Source organism: Acidicapsa borealis (assembly GCF_059115245.1).
In genome coordinates this window covers 2747206-2764606 of sequence record NZ_JCACNY010000001.1, presented here as the reverse complement: position 1 = coordinate 2764606, position 17401 = coordinate 2747206, and the positions used below count along the sequence as shown (strand labels likewise).

The following is a 17401-nucleotide window of genomic DNA, read 5'->3' as shown; positions in this document are numbered from 1 at the left end:
AGTGAAGACGTGAGTCAGTTAGCCGGAATTTGCGGCGCCGCGGGATTTCAACAGGTGGCAGGCGCGACAAGCTCAAAATTCTTATGAAAGGACCTAGTCCGAGGTTGAGAACAAAGCAAGCCGAAGTTAATGTCAACAGAAATTAAATTACCCCAAATTAACTGACATTAACGGAATAAGTCTTATTTTATGAATTACTTGCGAGAATCTTTCCTGACGACTCCGTGCCGTGAAAGCTCTCGTGATGCGACAGCTACAATGAATCTGGGATGTTTGTTCAGGATTCATACTCATTGACATACACTATTTTTCGATTTGATGGCTTCAGCGTGCTCGCCGGTTCTGGAGTTTTGCTACGGGATGAAAAGCGAGTCAAGATACAGGATCTGCCCTTTCGTCTACTTCTCCTGCTGCTCGAAACGCCCGGTCAGGTCATGTCGACCGAGGAACTGTGTAAGCGGCTTGGCCAATCGGAGAACCCGCTTGAAGTAGGCAGCCTTCGGGTAGCAGCGACCAAATTACGCGAGGCTCTCGGTGATGATGCCAACAGTCCTCGATTCATCAAGACGATCTCAGGGCAGGGCTACAAGTTCATTGCCCGTGTGTCGGCAGATGCTGAGGCCGTTATCGCGACAGATATCTCTGCGGCGGAGATGGAGACCGCTCCGCATACGCAGGAGCCATCTACCGTCGAATCGTTACATGGCAATCGGTACGGGGCGTGGAAGAGGCGCCTGCGGTTCTCTAGGCGTGCGATGAGGTGGGCAGCCGCTGCGTTCGGTGTGGGGATTTCAAGCGTTGGAATCTGGATGGGGCTCCGCATTCTCGAGGCCCACCGACATCGCGAAGGTCTTATGGGGGACACACATCCGGGATCGGTGGTGGTGGGAGGTTTTGTCAACGAAACCGGTAACCACGATATGGACGAGACGCTGTCCTCTGCGCTCCAAGTCAAATTGGAGGAATCGCCATTTCTGAGCCTTGTTGCTAACAGGGCTTTCCGTGACCTGGTGCGAAATCCCGAAACCGCAACGTTGGAGGAGGAGCTCAGTGCCTGCCGTTTATTGAAGGGCCACACTCTTCTGCGTGGACAGCTGACGCCCCACAAGATAGGCCAGGAGATAGCGCTCACGGCATGGACATGCTCGGATGGACAGCTACTGGATTCGGAAAAGATCGACGCCGACTCGACAGGCGACATTTTGCCTGCGCTCAATCTGGTAACAGAACAGATGCGTCGACGGCTGGGGGAGCCGGATGACACTCTGCAGAAGTTCCATGTGCCGTTGAGCCAGGCTACGACGACTTCCCTGGCGGCGTTGCGAGCCTTCACCCAAGCTGAAGAGAAGCGGGCTACGGGGTCGGAATCAGATTCCATTCAAGACTACAAGCTTGCTGCTGATCTCGATCCACAGTTTGCACTTGCCTACGCCCGGTTGGGTGCCATCTTCTTCAACTCCGGCGAATACGTGCTAAGTCAACAAAACTTTGAGAAGGCATTCGCTTTGCGTGGGCGTACGACGGACCGGGAGCGGCTTTACATCACGGCCAACTACTACGGCTTCACGACCGGCGAAATCAATCGAGCAATCGAAGCTTATGAGTTGTGGCACAAGATCTATCCGCAGGATGTAGCGCCAATCAACAACCTGGCAATCGAGTACCTTCTGTTAGGCCAACCCGAGAAGGCCGTGGCGCTGGCCAAGACCGCGATTCAGTCGGACCCGACGGCATACCTTCAGTATGGCACCTGGGTCCAGGCATATCTGAAAGTCGGAGACTATGCTTCGCTCAATGCATTGTGCGACGGGCCGATGAGCCAGCAGAACAATTCGCCTGTATTTCACATGCACTGCTTCCAGGGCGCCTATGCGCAGCACAACGAGGCCGCAATGGCGCGCCAGCTGCAATGGGCAAAGGGTAAACCGCAAGAAGGACTGATCCTGCAGGAAGCCGCCATGGTCGCCCTCTGCCGGGGCATGAGCGCGGAGAGTTGGCGTTTGTTCCGAAAGACTGAAGAGGCTGGACTCAAGAACGACATGATTGAGTTCACCGCCGGCACGATGCTGAACGAAGCTACCTTCAAGGCTGACGTGGGGCTGACACGGGACGCACAAGCGGAAATCCTGAGTGCCAAACGGCTAGCTGCCAAGGGAGCGGACTTGTATGCGTCCGCATCCCTGGCATTGGGCCGTGCGGGGGTTGTGGCCGAGGCCCAGTCTGATGCCGATAAGGCCGCATCAGAAGCTCCGTTGAATACGCTACTCAATTTGGGAACACTGGCTTCGGCGCGCGCCGCAATTGCGATGAATCGACATGATCCCGATGCCGCTTTACAGTTTCTCGAAAAATCGCGGCCTTATGACTTCAATGAATTTCTATTTCTCGCGCCGGGGTATTATCGTGGCTTGGCCTACCTCCAGAATAAGCGCCCCGGGGATGCGGCGGAGGAGTTCAAACGTGTGCTGGATCACCGCGTGATGGCGCCTGACTCGCCATACATTCCTCTCACGCAACTGGAACTTGGGCATGCGCTTCAGTTGACCGGCGACCGCACTGACGCTGCGATTGCATATCGCCAGTTAGATGAGCTATGGAATCGCGCTGATCAGGATTTTCCACCGCTGAAGCAGCTTCACAGCTATGAACGCGAATTGGAGCGGCAAGGTCCGATGTGAGATCGACGTTTCCAGGGAGCGCGATCGAGCGATTGGTCTTCCAGGGAAGGTCGACTTTCGATTAGTAATGAGAAGACGCTGCACGGAACAAACGGAAGCTACGGAACGTCTGAAAAGGAAAGGCCTAATGGACTGTCAAAGTAGCGTTTCGCTCAGTATCGCTCTATATTCTTCTTCGGTTTTGTCGCTCTTATCTTGATTGCAGCTCAGGCAGCAAAGGACGAGATTGCGCCTCGATATTTTATGTCCGCCCTTAGATTTCGGTATCTTGTGGTCAAGAGTCGCGGTGTTCCTCAAGAGTGTGTCGTCGCTCTTCAGTACCGTCAACGACCGGCAGTAATAGCAAGTCGGATCTGCCGCGAACATCTCCTCGCGGATCTTAGCCAGTATCCCTTTTGCTTGTCTCTGAGAAGCGGGCTTACGGTGCATGCACAATGATCTCGTATTCTGAATCGCTCGGCTTAGTTGAAATCTCCGGGTCCACATCTGCAGTGAACCCGGAGATTATGGAATGCTGTTCCTACTTCAGACCTGGCACCTTCGGAAGACCACACGGACCAATCCAATTGGGGCCGTCTGGATCGTTGCTCAATGTGATACCGAGGATGACGACATAGCGATTCTGCGGTAGTTCTACGGATGCAACTGTCTTCGACGCATTGATAGGCAGAGTGTATTCGTAGAGGTTAAAGTTTTGGGCATCTTGCGAGCCATCGTTGAAATCGCGATACGGCATGAGAACTGCGACGGACTCGTTCGGATATCCCTGTGGTGTGAACCAGTCGCTGAAGCCCTGGGTAAACGTCGTCGTTGATCCATCGGTGTAGTGCACCAGGATAGTCTGCGATGCTTGATCTCCTTGTACTCCGGTACCCAACAGATGGAGTTCGTTGAAGACTCCCTTGGGCATCGCTATCTTCTGTCCGTTGGCATAAGCGACGTTCGGCTGGTTCGCTGCGCCCAGATTGAACTTGTGATCATGCACCACGATGCTCGTGGGACCGGTCACATCTCCCAACAGATTTCCGGAGTAGGCCGCGCCACCTGCGTCGATACCGCCATCGCCAGCGAACGTGGTTCCATCGCTGTAAATGCCCGTAGCATTAAACGCCGTTGTCAGATTCGCCTGCGTGCCAAGCTGCTCAGTAACCAGCGTTGCAGCGAGGATGATGACAGCGCGATTGTTCGGAAGAGTAAGGCTCTTGACGGAGCGAGTGGGGTCAAGCAGCAACGAGTAGCCATACACATTGAAAGGGCGATTGTCCTTTGTACCCGTAGACGTGTTTCGGTAAGGCATGGCAACAGCTTCCGCCTCATTCGCATTCGGATTGGGGCTGAACCAGTCACTGAAATTTTGCAAGAAAGTTGTCGCCGTTCCGTCTGTGTAGGTTACGACAAGCGTCTGTGACGTCTGGTTGCCATCGATGCCGGTCCCTAGCAATTGGAGCGTGTTGAACTTGCCGGCAGGAAGTGCGATCGTTTGGCCCGCTCCGTAGACGGCGTCATTGGTATTGGCCGGCCCGAAGAGGAACTGCGTACCGTCGAGAACACGAGCCGAAGTCAGGACCGTCGCTGAATACGCTGCTCCACCGCCATCCAATCCACCGCTGGTGAAAGTCTTTCCGTCGGCATAGATAGCGGGAAGGTTGTAAGAGGAGGCTAGATTGATCGGCGTACCGGAACCGCATTTACCCAGGCCCGCACTGACGGCCAGCGTGAGCGAAGAGAGCGTGTGCGTGATGCTCCCTGAAGTACCGACAACACTGATGGACCTTCCTGGTTGCGTGTACGCTTTTCCGGCGGCCGCAACGGCCAGCGTACTCTGCGATTTCGTGCTCGAAGGATACAAGATGTCGAACACTCCGTAGGGCAATCCCCCTGAGAGAGATAGAGCAACCTTACCCGCAAACCCATTTTCCGGACCCACGGAGATCGTATCGGTGACGTAGTTGTCCTGATTGACGTACAGAGCCGAAGGCGTCGCCGTCAGTTCAAAATCCGGCAGAGCGAGCGTAATGTAAGCCGTCTGGGTGATGCCATTGCTCGTGCCTTTCACAGCGATGACAATCGTGCCGCCGGGAGTCGCGCTCGTCGTTGACACGTTCAAGATCGACGAGCCAGAGGTGGCAATCGAAGTTGAACTCAGACTTGCGGAGACGCCAGTCGGAGCGCCAATCAGTGAGATCGAGAGTGCCACATTCCCGCTGAAGCCGTGTGTCGGGGCAACGGCGATGGTAGTTGTTCCGCTGCTGCCGGGAGTGAGGTGAATTGTTGATGGAGTTGCGGCAACAGTGAAATTCGGCGTGTTTTCGCGGTAAGCAGCCAGGGCGGCGATCACGCTCGCGCCGTTGGGGCTGCCCCATCCGGTGACCAGGTCATAGCCGGCATTGGCAGTAAAAAGATTTGGGCTGCTGTCATTGAAATTATTGCCCGAGGTGATGTCATGGAAAACGGTCTTGTAGCTGTCGGACTGTCCAATACCGTAGATCGTAGGATTCACAAATCCAACTGCAAGCCCATTCGCCTGCTCGTTCGCCAATGCCAGAAAACCAGCAAAGCGAGGGGCAGCGAGGCTGGTACCTCCGATGCCGCCCGAGCACGAACCATTTGCGCAGAAGAAATTGTCCGTGTTCGCTTCCATCGAAACATCAGGGATATTGCGGTATGCGGTCGACCCTTGATTCTGCTGTGTGATCGCGGACTTCTGATAGGCAGGGATTGGGGATTCTGTATTCCACCCGCCACCACTGCCAACCCATCCCGTTTCGGAGACCCACGCGCCGCCAGGCCCCGCCGTTGTCAGGTCAGTTCCACCAACGTCAGTGATGTTGGGACTGTTGCCGGGATAGCCAACCGTACCCACCGAAGCTCCACCATCGCCCGAGGCAACAAACGTGTTCTGTCCCTGGGCCGAAAGCTCCATGAATATCTGTTCGTAACCTGGCTCAGTGTCCGGTGTGCCACCCCAGCCAAAGGACAGGCTGAGTTGCTTTGCAACGTTGTCAGCTGCAGCCTGCGTAAATGCAGCAAGTGCATCGCTGTCACCGTAAGCTTCATAAACAATCAGGGCCGAAAGATTCGGCGCCATGGAGATGGCTTGCTGGATATCGATCACTTCTTCGCCGTCATCACATCCACCGGACGAAGGGGTGCCCGAGCAAACACCATCCACACCGAGAAGAACGTTGTAGATGGGAACCTTGAGCGGCTGACCCACAGCAGTGAAGTACGCCTGCACGTCGCTCAAATTGTAGGGTCCGAGTTCGATAAGACCGATCGACTGCCCTGCGCCAGCCAAGGTCACTCCGGGGACATACGCTGCGCGCATATCGCTGCCAAGAAACTGCCCGCCATCGCCAGAACCCGTGGTGTCACTCTTCAGCAATGCGCCGGCTGAAGCGCGTTTCAACATCGGGCGCGGCAGGTTGTAATTGCTCAAGCCATGCACACTCAACACGGGAAGGCTTTTGTCGATCGTGGGCTCGACATCCGGCGCATAGAACTTGCGATTCTCAGTCGGGTGCTGATACTGCCCCATTGTGACCCGGAAGATTTCATTGACCGTCGCGACCGAACCGGAGAGATTGACCAGACTCCTGTTTGCATAGGTCTTCGTTACTGTCAGACCATGCTGTTTGGCGTAGGTGAGAACCTTGTCATAATCCGCTTGAGTCGGCCCATACTGCTCCGTGAATTGCTCAACACTCAGATATTTCCGGTATTGGGGACTTGTGGGGTCATTGAGTTGTTTGATGAGCGATTGGAGCTGTTGCTGATTGCGATTCGGCAGCGACAGCGAAAATCCAAGGCGCTGGGAAGCAGGTAAACGACCGAGAGCAGGAGCTCCAACGGGAGCGGAAAGCCGTGTGGGAAGAGCCATTCTCTGTTGGCCTTGGGACGGCACAGCGAAAATCATGGCAACTACAAATGTTGCTAGGGCTAAAAATCCCAGACGTGGGAAGGAGGTTCGGCGCATATCTCTTTTCTCCATCCTGCATGAGCAGGGGTTGGCGTGCTTGGATGAAGTTGCTGCGTAAATCCAATTACATGCAGCTGGCCAGAAAACTACACAACAAGGCAGAAAAGAGGCATGCGAAACAAGGACAACTCTGTGCTACTGCAACTAAAAACAAAGTGAGCGCAGAGAAGTACCATAGGAACTGAACTGCTGAGAATTGGGTGACGGTCCCTACGCGTTCGATACGCGCAAGTCCAAGCGCAGATGGCGGGACATGAACACCAGGATTCAATGTCAGCGGAATTATACAAACCTAAACCAACAAATGGTATCGATTCCAGTTTTAGATCTACTTCTGTCCGAAATGATGCTGTGAGTACTTTCCTGACGATTAATTTTGGCGACCAAATTTGCGCCGTGAGTTCATCAAGGCATGCTCATGCTCGATTCGCCTCAAATCAGCAGGTCTTGCCGCAAGTTTTGAATTTCCCGTTTGACAGTCCTAGACAGCGGTTTCTACTATACGGTTGTCATTGTAGTGGAAACGATACCACTCAATTCCTTCTCCGTTCGTTCGTCGGAACGCTCCAGTACTACCATTCCACCGCTCCCGCAGTTCACCTAGCGTCAACTTTCTCTCCACGTGAGGTCCCAGTGTCCCGCTTCCACCGAAATCCACTCTTCGCCGCAATCGCCGCCTTTGCCTTCGCTTCCGTATTGAATTCAGCTCAAGCGCAGACCATGACTGCCCCCGACATCACCAAGCAGCCGACCCTCTACGTGGTCCCGTATGCCCACCTCGATACCCAGTGGCGTTGGGAATATCCGCAAGTCATTAGCGAATACCTGCTCAAGACCATGCGCGTCAACTTCGACTACATGGATAAGTATCCACACTATGTCTTCAACTGGTCCGGCTCCAACCGCTACCGCCTCATGAAAGAGTACTACCCGGCCGACTACGAGCGCCTGAAGGGGTATGTCGCCAAAGGCCAATGGTTCCCCACCGGCTCCTCGGTCGAAGAAGGCGATGTGAACCTTCCCAGCGCCGAATCCATCTTCCGCCAGGTGCTCTATGGCAATACCTACTATCGCCACGAGTTTGGCAAAGCCAGCTTTGAATACATGCTGCCGGACTGCTTTGGCTTCCCCGCTTCGCTGCCAACCATCCTCGCCGCCTCCGGAGTGAAGGGTTTTTCCACCCAGAAGCTGAGTGCAGCGTGGCAGCCTGCTCCCCGGATCGGCGGCCCAGATTCACCGGAGAAAACTCCCGAAGGCATCCCATTCAACGTAGGCATCTGGACTGGCCCGGACGGTGAAACCATCCTCGCCGCCCTCAATCCCGGCGACTACGGCAGCCAGATCACCTCCGATCTCAGCAAGTCCCCTGAGCCGGAAGGACCACCGATCGCCGGCTCACCCCTACGCCGACGCCGCGAAGTCGACTGGCCATCCCGCATCAATATCGACGGCAAGGCCACAGGCGTCTACGCTGACTACCACTACGTCGGGACAGGCGACATAGGCGGGGCCACCAATGAAGAGTCGGTCAAGCTCCTTGAAGCCACCGTCACCGGCGGCGAAGCAGTTCTGCCCACCACGTTCTCACCCACGCCCGCTGGAGCGACTGGCGATATCGTGACCGCCGGCACCCCGGTCAGGATGGGCGATGGTCCGGTCAAGGTCATTTCCGCCACCGCCGACCAGATGTTCCTCGACATCAAGCCCGAGATGCAGACCAAGATGCCGACCTATCAGGGGGATCTTGAACTCATCAATCACTCCGCCGGCTCACTCACCTCGCAGGCCTATCACAAGCGCTGGAACCGTAAGAACGAGCTCCTCGCTGACGCCGCGGAAAAGGCCTCAGTAGCAGCGGCATGGATGGGCGGACGTCCTTATCCGCACGAACAACTCACCAACGCCTGGACCCTGGTCATGGGCGGCCAGTTCCATGACACCGGCGCGGGCACAGCAACTCCACGCGCCTATGAGTTCGCGCAGAATGACGACATCATTGCGTCCAATCAGTTCGCGGACGTCCTCACCAGCGCGACTCAGTCCATCGCCTCTGCTCTGGACACAGAGGTTAAAGGTACCCCCATCCTTGTCTATAACCCGCTGAACATCGAGCGCGAAGACATTGTGGAAGCAACCGTTCCAGGCGGCAGCACCAAAGGGGTAGAAGTTTTCGGTCCCGATGGCAACCAAGTCCCGGCGCAGATCAAGGATGGCAAGGTTCTTTTCCTCGCTAAAGTCCCCTCTGTCGGCTACGCCGTTTATGACGTTCGCGAAGGCAAGAAGTCCGAGACTTCCAAGGAATTGAAGGTCACCGACTCCACCCTCGAGAACGCCCGCTACAAGGTTAGCCTGAACGCAGCAGGCGATGTCAGCAGCATCTTCGATAAGTCGATCAACAAAGAACTTCTCGCCAGCCCCATGCGTCTCGCCATCAACAACGACGCGCCCATCAACTGGCCAGCGTGGAACATGGACTTCGACCAGGAGCAGGCTCCTCCCCGCGCCTTCATCGGCGGGATGGCTAAGGCACGCATCGTCGAGGACGGCCCTGCACGCATCGCCATCGAAGTAACCCGCGAAGGCGAGGGCTCCAAGTTCGCCCAGACCGTTCGCCTCTCCGCAGGAGACGCCGGCAACCGCGTCGAATTCGGCGAATCGATCGACTGGCGTTCGCTCTCTGCCAACGTCAAGGCGGTTTTCCCGCTCGCGGCAACTAACAAGCTCGCGACGTACAACTGGGAAGTCGGCACGATCCAACGTCCCGTTGCCTTCGACCGCCAGTTTGAAGTGGCGTCGCATCACTGGATTGATCAGACCGACGAGTCCGGCAGCTTCGGCGCCACCATCCTCACCGATGTCAAGAACGGCTCGGACAAGCGCGATGAGAGCACCATTCGGCTGACGCTGCTTCGTTCGCCTGGCGAGGCATCTCACATGAAGGGCGCCTACACCGACGAGCTCAACCAGGACTGGGGCCACCACGAAATCCTCTTCGGCCTCGCCGGTCATGCTGGCGACTGGCGTCAGGGCAGGACAGACTGGCAGGCCTACCGCCTCAGCACACCGCTCATCGCCTTCAACACCGCGAAGCACGCCGGAACCTTAGGCAAGAGCTTCTCACTGCTCTCGATCGACAACCCCAACATCCGCGTCCTTGCTCTCAAGAAGTCCGAGATCAGCGACGAAATCGTCATCCGGCTCGTCGAGCTGAACGGCAAGCCCGCGGACAACGTCAAGGTCAAGTTCGCCGGCCCCGTTGAAGCCGCCCGCGAAGTCAACGGACAAGAGCTGCCTCTCGGCTCGGCGACCGTCACTGAGGGTGCTCTCCAGACCTCCTTCAAGCCCTATCAGCCGCGCACCTTCGCTCTGAAGTTCGGCGCGCCCGCCGTCCACGAAGCCGGTGTAACCTCGCAGCCTGTCACTCTCAACTACGACCTAGCCGTCGCCAGCAATGACGACACCAAGTCGGTCGGCGGCTTTGACAAGCAAGGCAATGCCCTGCCTGCCGAGATGCTCCCCACCAGCCTCAAGATCGACGGAGTCGACTTTACCCTCGTCCCCGCCGGGACCGGCAAGCCAAACGCTGTCGTCGCCAAGGGCCAGACCATCGATCTCCCTCAAGGCAGCTTCAACAAGGTCTACGTACTCGCCGCCTCGGCAGATGGCGACCAGCAAGCTACCTTCAAAGTCGGCAAGACTCCCGAACGCATCACCGTGGAAGACTGGGGCGGCTTCATCGGCCAATGGGACACGCGCCTTTGGAAGCCCAAGCCTGAAACTGTAACTGAGGGCGGTCGTCGCGGAACACCCGAACACCAGGTTGCGCTCCGCAAAGACTATGCCATCTCTGCAAACCACCAGGATTGGGATCTCAAGAGCGGCGGCACACCCGACTGGTCCCCCAAATACCCGCAGGACTATATCGGCCTCCGTCCCGGCTACATCAAGCCTGCAACCTTGGCCTGGTACGTTTCTCACCACCACACCGCCGATGGCCTCAACGAGCCTTACCAGTACAGCTACCTCTTCGTCTACGCGCTCGACTTACCCTCCGGCACTAAGACAATCACGCTCCCCGAAAATGCCAACGTCCGAATCCTGGGTATCTCAGTAGCCAAGGAAGAACCGGCAGTAAGCCCAGCTCAACCACTCTTCGATACTCTCGATAGAACAAGCAGAACCGAGAAGTTCGAAGCCGCCAAGAAGTAACCCGTTCCACGCAAGAAGTCTTATATCGAGCAGTGGGGGTTGAATGACCGCGCAGACCAGCGCTAGTCTTGAACCCTCACTGCTTTTTCAATCTTGAAGGCTTCCAACCCAACTGAGTACCAGCTTTCTTATAGACGAGCGTTCATACAGCTCCGACGGCCGAGAATCCTGTTGTGCTTTGCCCGGCTACCCTTGAAATCAAAACTTGGCGAGGGCGCCGACTTCAGGAGCCCATGATCACGAATGCGATCTGATCGCTCAGTACATTCGGGGTATCGACCGTGGCGATGCTGTGAAAGCACTGCCGACGCAGCAGGAGTAGTTTTCCCGAAGCAAAACAGCGCAAGGACGATCTACCTCGGCGTTTTCGGATCGCTGCCTGTCGATCTAAGTCTTAGCGCGTTGGTAATAACGGATACGGAACTGAGACTCATGGCTGCGGCGGCCACCATTGGGTTGAGCAGAAGATGAAACGCTGGGTAGAGGACTCCGGCAGCCAGCGGGATACCTAAGATGTTGTAGATGAAAGCGAAGAAGAGATTCTGACGAATGTTGCTCATCGTGCGCTGACTGAGCAGACGGGCTTTGAGGATGCCCCTGAGATCGCCTTTTACAAGCGTGATTCCGCCGGTCTCCATGGCCACATCGGTTCCTGTTCCCATTGCGATACCGACCTGAGCCTGTGCCAATGCCGGCGCGTCATTCACACCGTCCCCAGCCATAGCGACAATACTCCCCTGAGACTGGAGCTTCCTCACAACTTCAGCTTTCTTCTCCGGCAAAACATCAGCCTCGAAATCAATCTCCAGCTTTTGGGCGACGGCCTCTGCTGTCGTGTGATTGTCGCCCGTAACCATCACGACCTTGATTCCGGCTTCCTGCAATTCCTTGATTGCTTCTGCCGCCGAATCCTTGATCGGGTCAGCTACCGCGATCAGTCCAGCAAACCGCCCATCCGATGCAATCAACATCACAGTCTGACCCTCTTTCTGCAGGCCTTCTGCTCGACTCTTGAGTGCGTCCGGATTAGCGCCAAGATCTTGCATGAGCACTGCGTTGCCTATGCCGATGATTTTCCCCAGCAGGCTTCCGGTGACGCCCTTGCCCGTAATCGATTGGAAGTCTGCGACGTCAATCAGCGCAACTTTCCTCTCATTTGCGCCTGCGAGGATCGCCGCAGCCAGCGGATGTTCGCTTGCTTTCTCCAGACTTGCGGCCGATTGTAGAAGGTCCTGCTCATCGAAGCCTTCGGCTGGAATTACTTCGGTGAGTCGTGGCTTGCCATCGGTAAGGGTTCCCGTCTTGTCCACGACCAGGGTATCGACCTTCTCGAAGATTTCAAGAGCTTCCGCATTTCGAATGAGGACGCCTTCGCGTGCACCGCTCCCGGTCCCGACCATGATCGACATCGGAGTTGCCAGCCCTAGAGCACACGGACAGGCAACGATCAGCACAGCGACTGCATTCACAATCGCGTGGGCATAGTGTGGCTGGGGACCATAGATTGCCCAGACCACAAACGTGATTGCAGATGAGACCAGAACCGCGGGGACAAAATAGGAAGCAACCCTGTCGGCAAGGCGTTGAATGGGTGCACGTGTCCTTTGCGCCGCACTCACCATCTTTACGATCTGGGCCAGAAGGGTATCGGATCCCACGCGGTCAGCTTTCATCACGAAGCTGCCAGTGCCGTTGATCGTGCCGCCAATTACCCTCGCAGCGACCATCTTCTCCACCGGAACGGGCTCGCCACTCACCATCGATTCGTTGACTGAACTTCGTCCATCCATGACTACGCCGTCCGTCGGGACTTTCTCGCCGGGACGCACGCGGAGTTGGTCCCCTACCTGAATTTCACTCAGGGGTACATCCTCCTCTCCATCAGCGGAAATCTTCCTTGCTGTTTTCGGCGCAAGTTCAAGCAGCGCCTTAATTGCACTGCTCGTTTGACTACGGGCATTGAGTTCCAGAACCTGTCCAAGGAGCACCAGGACTGTGATCACCGATGCAGCCTCGAAGTACAAACCAAGATTGCCCGACATGTCTCGGAAGGTTGCGGGAAAAATACCTGGAGCCAGCACTGCGATGACGCTGTAGAGATAGGCAGAACCTGCACCAATCGAAATCAAAGTGAACATGTTAAGACTGCGATGGACGACGGACGCCCATCCCCGCTCAAAAAATGGCCAGCCCGCCCAAAGCACCACGGGCGTAGCTAAACCAAACTCAATCCATCCGAGTTGTAATCCTGACAGCAGATGTTGAATTGGGTGTCCAGAAACAATGTCAGAGACCATGATGGCAAGCAACGGCAACGTGAGCGCTACTCCAACCCAAAAGCGGAAGGTCATGCTCGCCAGCTCTGGATTGGGCGAGTCTTCTGAGCCTAACGCCACGTTTGTAGGTTCAAGAGTCATCCCGCAGATGGGGCAGTTTCCTGCCTTGTCGCGGACGATTTGAGAATGCATCGGACAGGTGAATTGCACCGCTGGCTTTGCGGTTTCAATAATTGAGGGCTCGAGCGCCATTCCGCATTTCGGACAGTTCCCAGGTTCAGGCTTATGAACGTCCGGATGCATGGGGCAGGTAAAGTCCCCAGCGGCCTGATTTTTGCCTAAGTCTTTCTGCGGTGAGACTACTTGAGTCCTGGGGACATACTTGGCTGGATCATGCCGAAACTTCGCTGCGCACTCGTTGCTGCAGAAGGCAAACTTTTCTTCGCTGTGAACCACTGATATCGCCGTTGCAGGATCGACCTGCATACCACAAACCGAATCCCGAACCAGCCGGATCGTCTGATTGACATCTTTGCCCATAGCGGAGCCTCTCGTGAGAGCGTCGTCTTCCCTTGGATCGAAGCGGTAAGAACTTCAAGGTAAGTTTGGAAACTGGCCTAGTATGGTCAATCGGGTACGCCGCTCTATGCCTTCGATGCACCGGCCTGCATGAGTGTTTCGTCTCTGAAGTTTCGCTCTTTTATCGTTGAAAGGATTCGCTGACTATCTTGCTTGAAACATCATTTCGGCAGAGTTCAATCACGCAAGCTGGTATCGGGGAAAATGTGATCAGACGGCACAGCTTCGGTCTCTCGCCTGCCACGAATTCTCGTGCGGTACGCCGAGATTTGAACTAGCTGTTGGAAGTGTTTTGTCACGCCAAAACACGCAACTCACCCGAGGTCTAAACCCAAGCAGTTTGGCGAAGAAGCGAAAAGCTGAGAATCGCGACAAGACACTGATGCCCAAACAGGGAGGCCATCAGACTTATGCATCGTCAAGATATCTCTGGGAATGCCACAATGCCACCGAACCTATTATTTCTTAGGTTGATGGCGGGGACGACGGGGCTCGAACCCGCGACCTCTGCCGTGACAGTGAGCCTGAAACCCGTAACTTATAGAATCGCCGGGCAATGGGTGGCTCCAATAGGCCCTAAAAGGTACACCGAGGAACCGTTATTGTGTCCATGCTGTGCCCTCAATTTCCTTCTAAATCGGCGCCGAACCGCGCTGCGACCTCTGCCATTCAGCGGCAACGATCTTCGTTGAAATAGCTGCCTTCTCATCAGGATTCCAAGGACAAGATGTATGAGATGGCGCATTCGCGGGTCGCGGTCCGTGACGCAACAAAGGCATCGATGGCCGCATTCCCGACGACCACAGCAGTCGGTCCCGCCAATGCGATGAGGTGTGGCCATGACAGGGCTCCGAAGAGCGTGAGTCCTACAGCTCCGACCGGCACCGTGCCGACTGCAGTCAACGCGCCCTTTGCGAGACTGCCGACGAAAGTCTCCCCGATGGTTTCCAGTTTCTTGCGGTACGCTGTCGCAGCAGGCATGATGTCCGTCGAGACAATCTTTGAGACCGCAGCGTTGTAATCATCGTCGGATTTGATGGCACCTTGCTTCGCTTGGAGGACGGAAAGATGTTCGAGAAATTCCTCGCGTGCGATTGCCGAGTCTTTTCGATAGCAAACTGCATCGCCAAAGGTCATCTCCTCAAGAACAGCGGAAGGAATGAGTTCGTCGAAGACCTTGAAGCTGAGGTCGGTCAACTGCACCGTGGGAGCCGACTTATTCGCTGCGGCAATGGCGCGATGGTATTTGCTGCCAAGAAGTTCACCGAAAGGAGCCGCATCGGCGAACGGTGTCATTCCGTTGGTATTGCTTGCCCGGAGTGCGACGTTGATATTGAGGGAGCATCTCGCAGCGGCATGAATCAAGACCCTGGCTTGCTCGGTTGCAGTTTTGGTCCGGAATGGCTGCACCTTCCCATCCACTAAGAGCTCCATGGCATTTTCATGCTGACTCAAGCCCTCAGCGAGATTCAGCTTGCTGAGAGTTCTGACCAAGTCCTCTTGCATTCCGGATTCGCCATAGTTTCCAGGAGCGATCTCGATATCCCGGAAGGTTGCGGATGTTCCCAATCCCGCCTGGAAGCGCGACAGAAAGAGTGGGTCGTTGATATCCGCTGCCACCTGCTCCAAGGTTTCTGTAGGCAGCGGTCCACTTGGAGCATCGTGGATATAAAGAGGGACTCCATGTTCGCGAAAACTTGCCTCGTAGGCACGCAGTGGAGAAGCACACCCGATCGTCATCGGCTGACCTTGGCCGCCACCACCAAAGGAATAGGAAGCACGATCGACGAAATGGATTTCGTCGAAGAACAAGATCGCTTTCTTTAAGGTCAAATCCGACGAAATCATGTCGGGGTAGTAGAACGCGTTGATTGGTGTTCTCATCGAAGGCCCCTCACTATCGTTGACTCTCCGCCTTGAGGAGCGGAATGCACCGTTGCGATTGAATGAAGTTAGTCTCCTCTGCTTCCGATTCCGTCATGATGAGCAGATGTATCGGCCACTCGTTGCATAGCGTCTCCAACTCCTGTCGAATGGCAGATGCCCCTTCCACGTCGGCACAAACTGCCAGCAGATCGATATCGGAAAATAAATGGCTCTCGCGAAAGAACGAGCCGAATCCGTACCACGCAGTGCGGGATCGATCGCCGGTCTGGATGGCTACTAGGATGTCCTGATATGCGGGATTGTCCCTCATCGAGAGCCGAGCCTCCCGAGGAACTGACGCCAGGGCAGGATCGCAACCTGCATCGTCTTTGCGGTGTCCAACGCGTCTTTGGTTGGAGTGCCATTCGGATTGGTCATCAAGACGATATCGAACGGGCCATAGCTCGTGCGTGCCGTTCGCACGTGTTCAGCGGTCAACTCGTACTCATTGAGCAGTACGACGCGCAGGGACTTCATCCCCGGTCGATGAACCAGATACACCCTATCGTATTCCTGGTCGAAATGGCTGACGTTATCGTGCTGGTTCAGCCCACGCTCGACGAACGCGTTCTCCTTCTTGACGAAAAGACTCACGTCGTCCAGCTTCTGGTGGATCGCTGACATCAGTTCGCCGATACCACCGAATGCGCAATCATGGTTGCGGGCTGTGGCGATACCAGACTCCGTCCAAATGCCATTCTTTGGGACGTTCACGACGAAAGAGGCCGACCGTGCCTCCTCCAGTAATGGATCAAGGATGTCATCAGTTACTCTCGATGCAGAGAGAACCAGTACCTCGAAGGACGGCAGACGGTCTTTCCTATTCACGCGAAAGGTAAACGGGCTCGTCACCTTGGTGCTGCTTGCGTCGGTTGTCTCGGCGATCCTGTCTGCTACCCAGGCGGTCGTATCCTGAGGTGGTCTAGGCACGTTGCTCTCCATCGGTCACGATCGAGTCCATTTCTGTTGGAAAGCGGCGCTGAACCCCTAAAACAATGTCGGTCAGATGGTGCGCTTCCAGGTCGAGTATGTGTTGCCGGAACAGCTCAAGCGTTCTCGACTCATTCGGCACAAGGTGGTTCCGGTTCACGTCCAGGATCGCAAGAATGCGCCTGTTGTTAGGAATAATCCTCTCTCGCATGTACCGCTGCCAGGTGGATGCCATCTCGCTTTCGGGGTTCTCCTGATATCCAGCATCTGGGCCGTATTCCTCGAAGATGACGCGATTTTGCAGTAATAGAGGCTCTATTGCCGATCGCACATCCCTACGTTCCGCCATAGTGACGGCCCCAAACATCTGATCGAGCCTAGCCTGCTGATCTCGTTTCCAGCCGACCAGTAGTGCGTCCGGAAATTGGCTGGGCGCCTTATCGATGAGGGTATGGCAGTTGGCGCAGAGCAAAATGAGATTTTCAAAGGCACCCCGGTCGGCTGCAGACATGGCATCGACTGCGCGTGGCCCTTGATTGCTGGCGGCCAGGATATGGGCCATTTCTGCGATGTGGATGCGATCTGTTCCAGCGGAGATAAACAATGGACGGTAGCAGGCAGGATTCTGACAATAGCCTGCGGATGCCGCGAACAGGCGAAGTGCGGTAGTGCGATCTGGGGCAGCGGCACCGCGTGAGCAACTCATCGTTCACGGCTCTCTTTCAGTGGAACCAATTTTAGGGCATTCCATGACACATTAGCTAGATCGCATCTCGCATTAAGCCAAATCTACTCACTATTCAATCGCACGATTTCCATTGAGG

Annotated in this window: 9 protein-coding genes; 2 read left to right on the top strand and 7 right to left on the bottom strand. The window is 55.7% G+C overall.

Annotation, left to right across the window (positions count from 1 at the left end; translation table 11 throughout):
* The first annotated feature begins 293 nt into the window (after nucleotides 1-293).
* Nucleotides 294-2678, top strand: a complete 2385-nt coding sequence (locus AC5S27_RS11390; RefSeq protein WP_493934680.1) for a winged helix-turn-helix domain-containing protein — start codon at nucleotides 294-296, stop codon at nucleotides 2676-2678.
* A gap of 135 nt (nucleotides 2679-2813) precedes the next feature.
* Here the strand turns inward: AC5S27_RS11390 and AC5S27_RS11385 are convergent, their stop codons facing one another.
* Both AC5S27_RS11385 and AC5S27_RS11380 read right to left on the bottom strand, forming a co-directional pair.
* Nucleotides 2814-3044 carry an HNH endonuclease gene (locus AC5S27_RS11385; protein ID WP_493937304.1) on the bottom strand — a complete coding sequence of 77 codons (231 nt, stop codon included), beginning with the start codon at nucleotides 3042-3044 and terminating at the stop codon, nucleotides 2814-2816.
* 154 nt (nucleotides 3045-3198) lie between these two features.
* Nucleotides 3199-6558: a beta-sandwich domain-containing protein gene (locus AC5S27_RS11380; RefSeq protein ID WP_493934679.1), complete on the bottom strand. Its 3360-nt coding sequence runs from the start codon at nucleotides 6556-6558 to the stop codon at nucleotides 3199-3201.
* Nucleotides 6559-7290: 732 nt separating this feature from the next.
* On the opposite strand from AC5S27_RS11380, the gene AC5S27_RS11375 reads away from it, so the two are divergent.
* A complete protein-coding gene (locus tag AC5S27_RS11375; protein WP_493934678.1) occupies nucleotides 7291-10866 on the top strand; it encodes an alpha-mannosidase in 3576 nt (1191 codons plus the stop codon).
* 353 nt (nucleotides 10867-11219) lie between these two features.
* Here AC5S27_RS11375 and AC5S27_RS11370 read toward each other — a convergent pair whose 3' ends face one another.
* From AC5S27_RS11370 to AC5S27_RS11350, 5 genes are all read right to left on the bottom strand, one after another.
* The gene (locus AC5S27_RS11370; RefSeq protein WP_493934677.1) at nucleotides 11220-13682 is read right to left on the bottom strand and encodes a heavy metal translocating P-type ATPase; all 2463 of its coding nucleotides are present in this window, start codon (nucleotides 13680-13682) and stop codon (nucleotides 11220-11222) included.
* Nucleotides 13683-14429: 747 nt separating this feature from the next.
* Nucleotides 14430-15605: a hypothetical protein gene (locus tag AC5S27_RS11365; protein ID WP_493934676.1), complete on the bottom strand. Its 1176-nt coding sequence runs from the start codon at nucleotides 15603-15605 to the stop codon at nucleotides 14430-14432.
* A 13-nt stretch (nucleotides 15606-15618) separates the two neighbouring features.
* Nucleotides 15619-15918 carry a hypothetical protein gene (locus tag AC5S27_RS11360; RefSeq protein WP_493934675.1) on the bottom strand — a complete coding sequence of 100 codons (300 nt, stop codon included), beginning with the start codon at nucleotides 15916-15918 and terminating at the stop codon, nucleotides 15619-15621.
* Nucleotides 15915-16577, bottom strand: coding sequence for a hypothetical protein (locus AC5S27_RS11355; protein ID WP_493934674.1), 663 nt, complete (start codon nucleotides 16575-16577; stop codon nucleotides 15915-15917). Before AC5S27_RS11355 ends, AC5S27_RS11360 begins: the two co-directional genes overlap by 4 nt.
* On the bottom strand, nucleotides 16570-17283 hold the full coding sequence (locus AC5S27_RS11350) for a hypothetical protein (protein WP_493934673.1): 714 nt from the start codon (nucleotides 17281-17283) through the stop codon (nucleotides 16570-16572). The genes AC5S27_RS11355 and AC5S27_RS11350 overlap by 8 nt, the downstream gene beginning before the upstream one ends.
* Nucleotides 17284-17401 lie beyond the last annotated feature (118 nt).

What these genes read in the sequence shown, in the direction of transcription:
- AC5S27_RS11370 (WP_493934677.1), bottom strand. Translation starts at nt 13,682, where the DNA reads ATGGGCAAAGATGTCAATCAGACGATCCGGCTGGTTCGGGATTCGGTT.
- AC5S27_RS11385 (WP_493937304.1), bottom strand. Translation starts at nt 3,044, where the DNA reads ATGTTCGCGGCAGATCCGACTTGCTATTACTGCCGGTCGTTGACGGTA.
- AC5S27_RS11360 (WP_493934675.1), bottom strand. Translation starts at nt 15,918, where the DNA reads ATGAGGGACAATCCCGCATATCAGGACATCCTAGTAGCCATCCAGACC.
- AC5S27_RS11350 (WP_493934673.1), bottom strand. Translation starts at nt 17,283, where the DNA reads ATGAGTTGCTCACGCGGTGCCGCTGCCCCAGATCGCACTACCGCACTT.
- AC5S27_RS11365 (WP_493934676.1), bottom strand. Translation starts at nt 15,605, where the DNA reads ATGAGAACACCAATCAACGCGTTCTACTACCCCGACATGATTTCGTCG.
- AC5S27_RS11380 (WP_493934679.1), bottom strand. Translation starts at nt 6,558, where the DNA reads ATGGCTCTTCCCACACGGCTTTCCGCTCCCGTTGGAGCTCCTGCTCTC.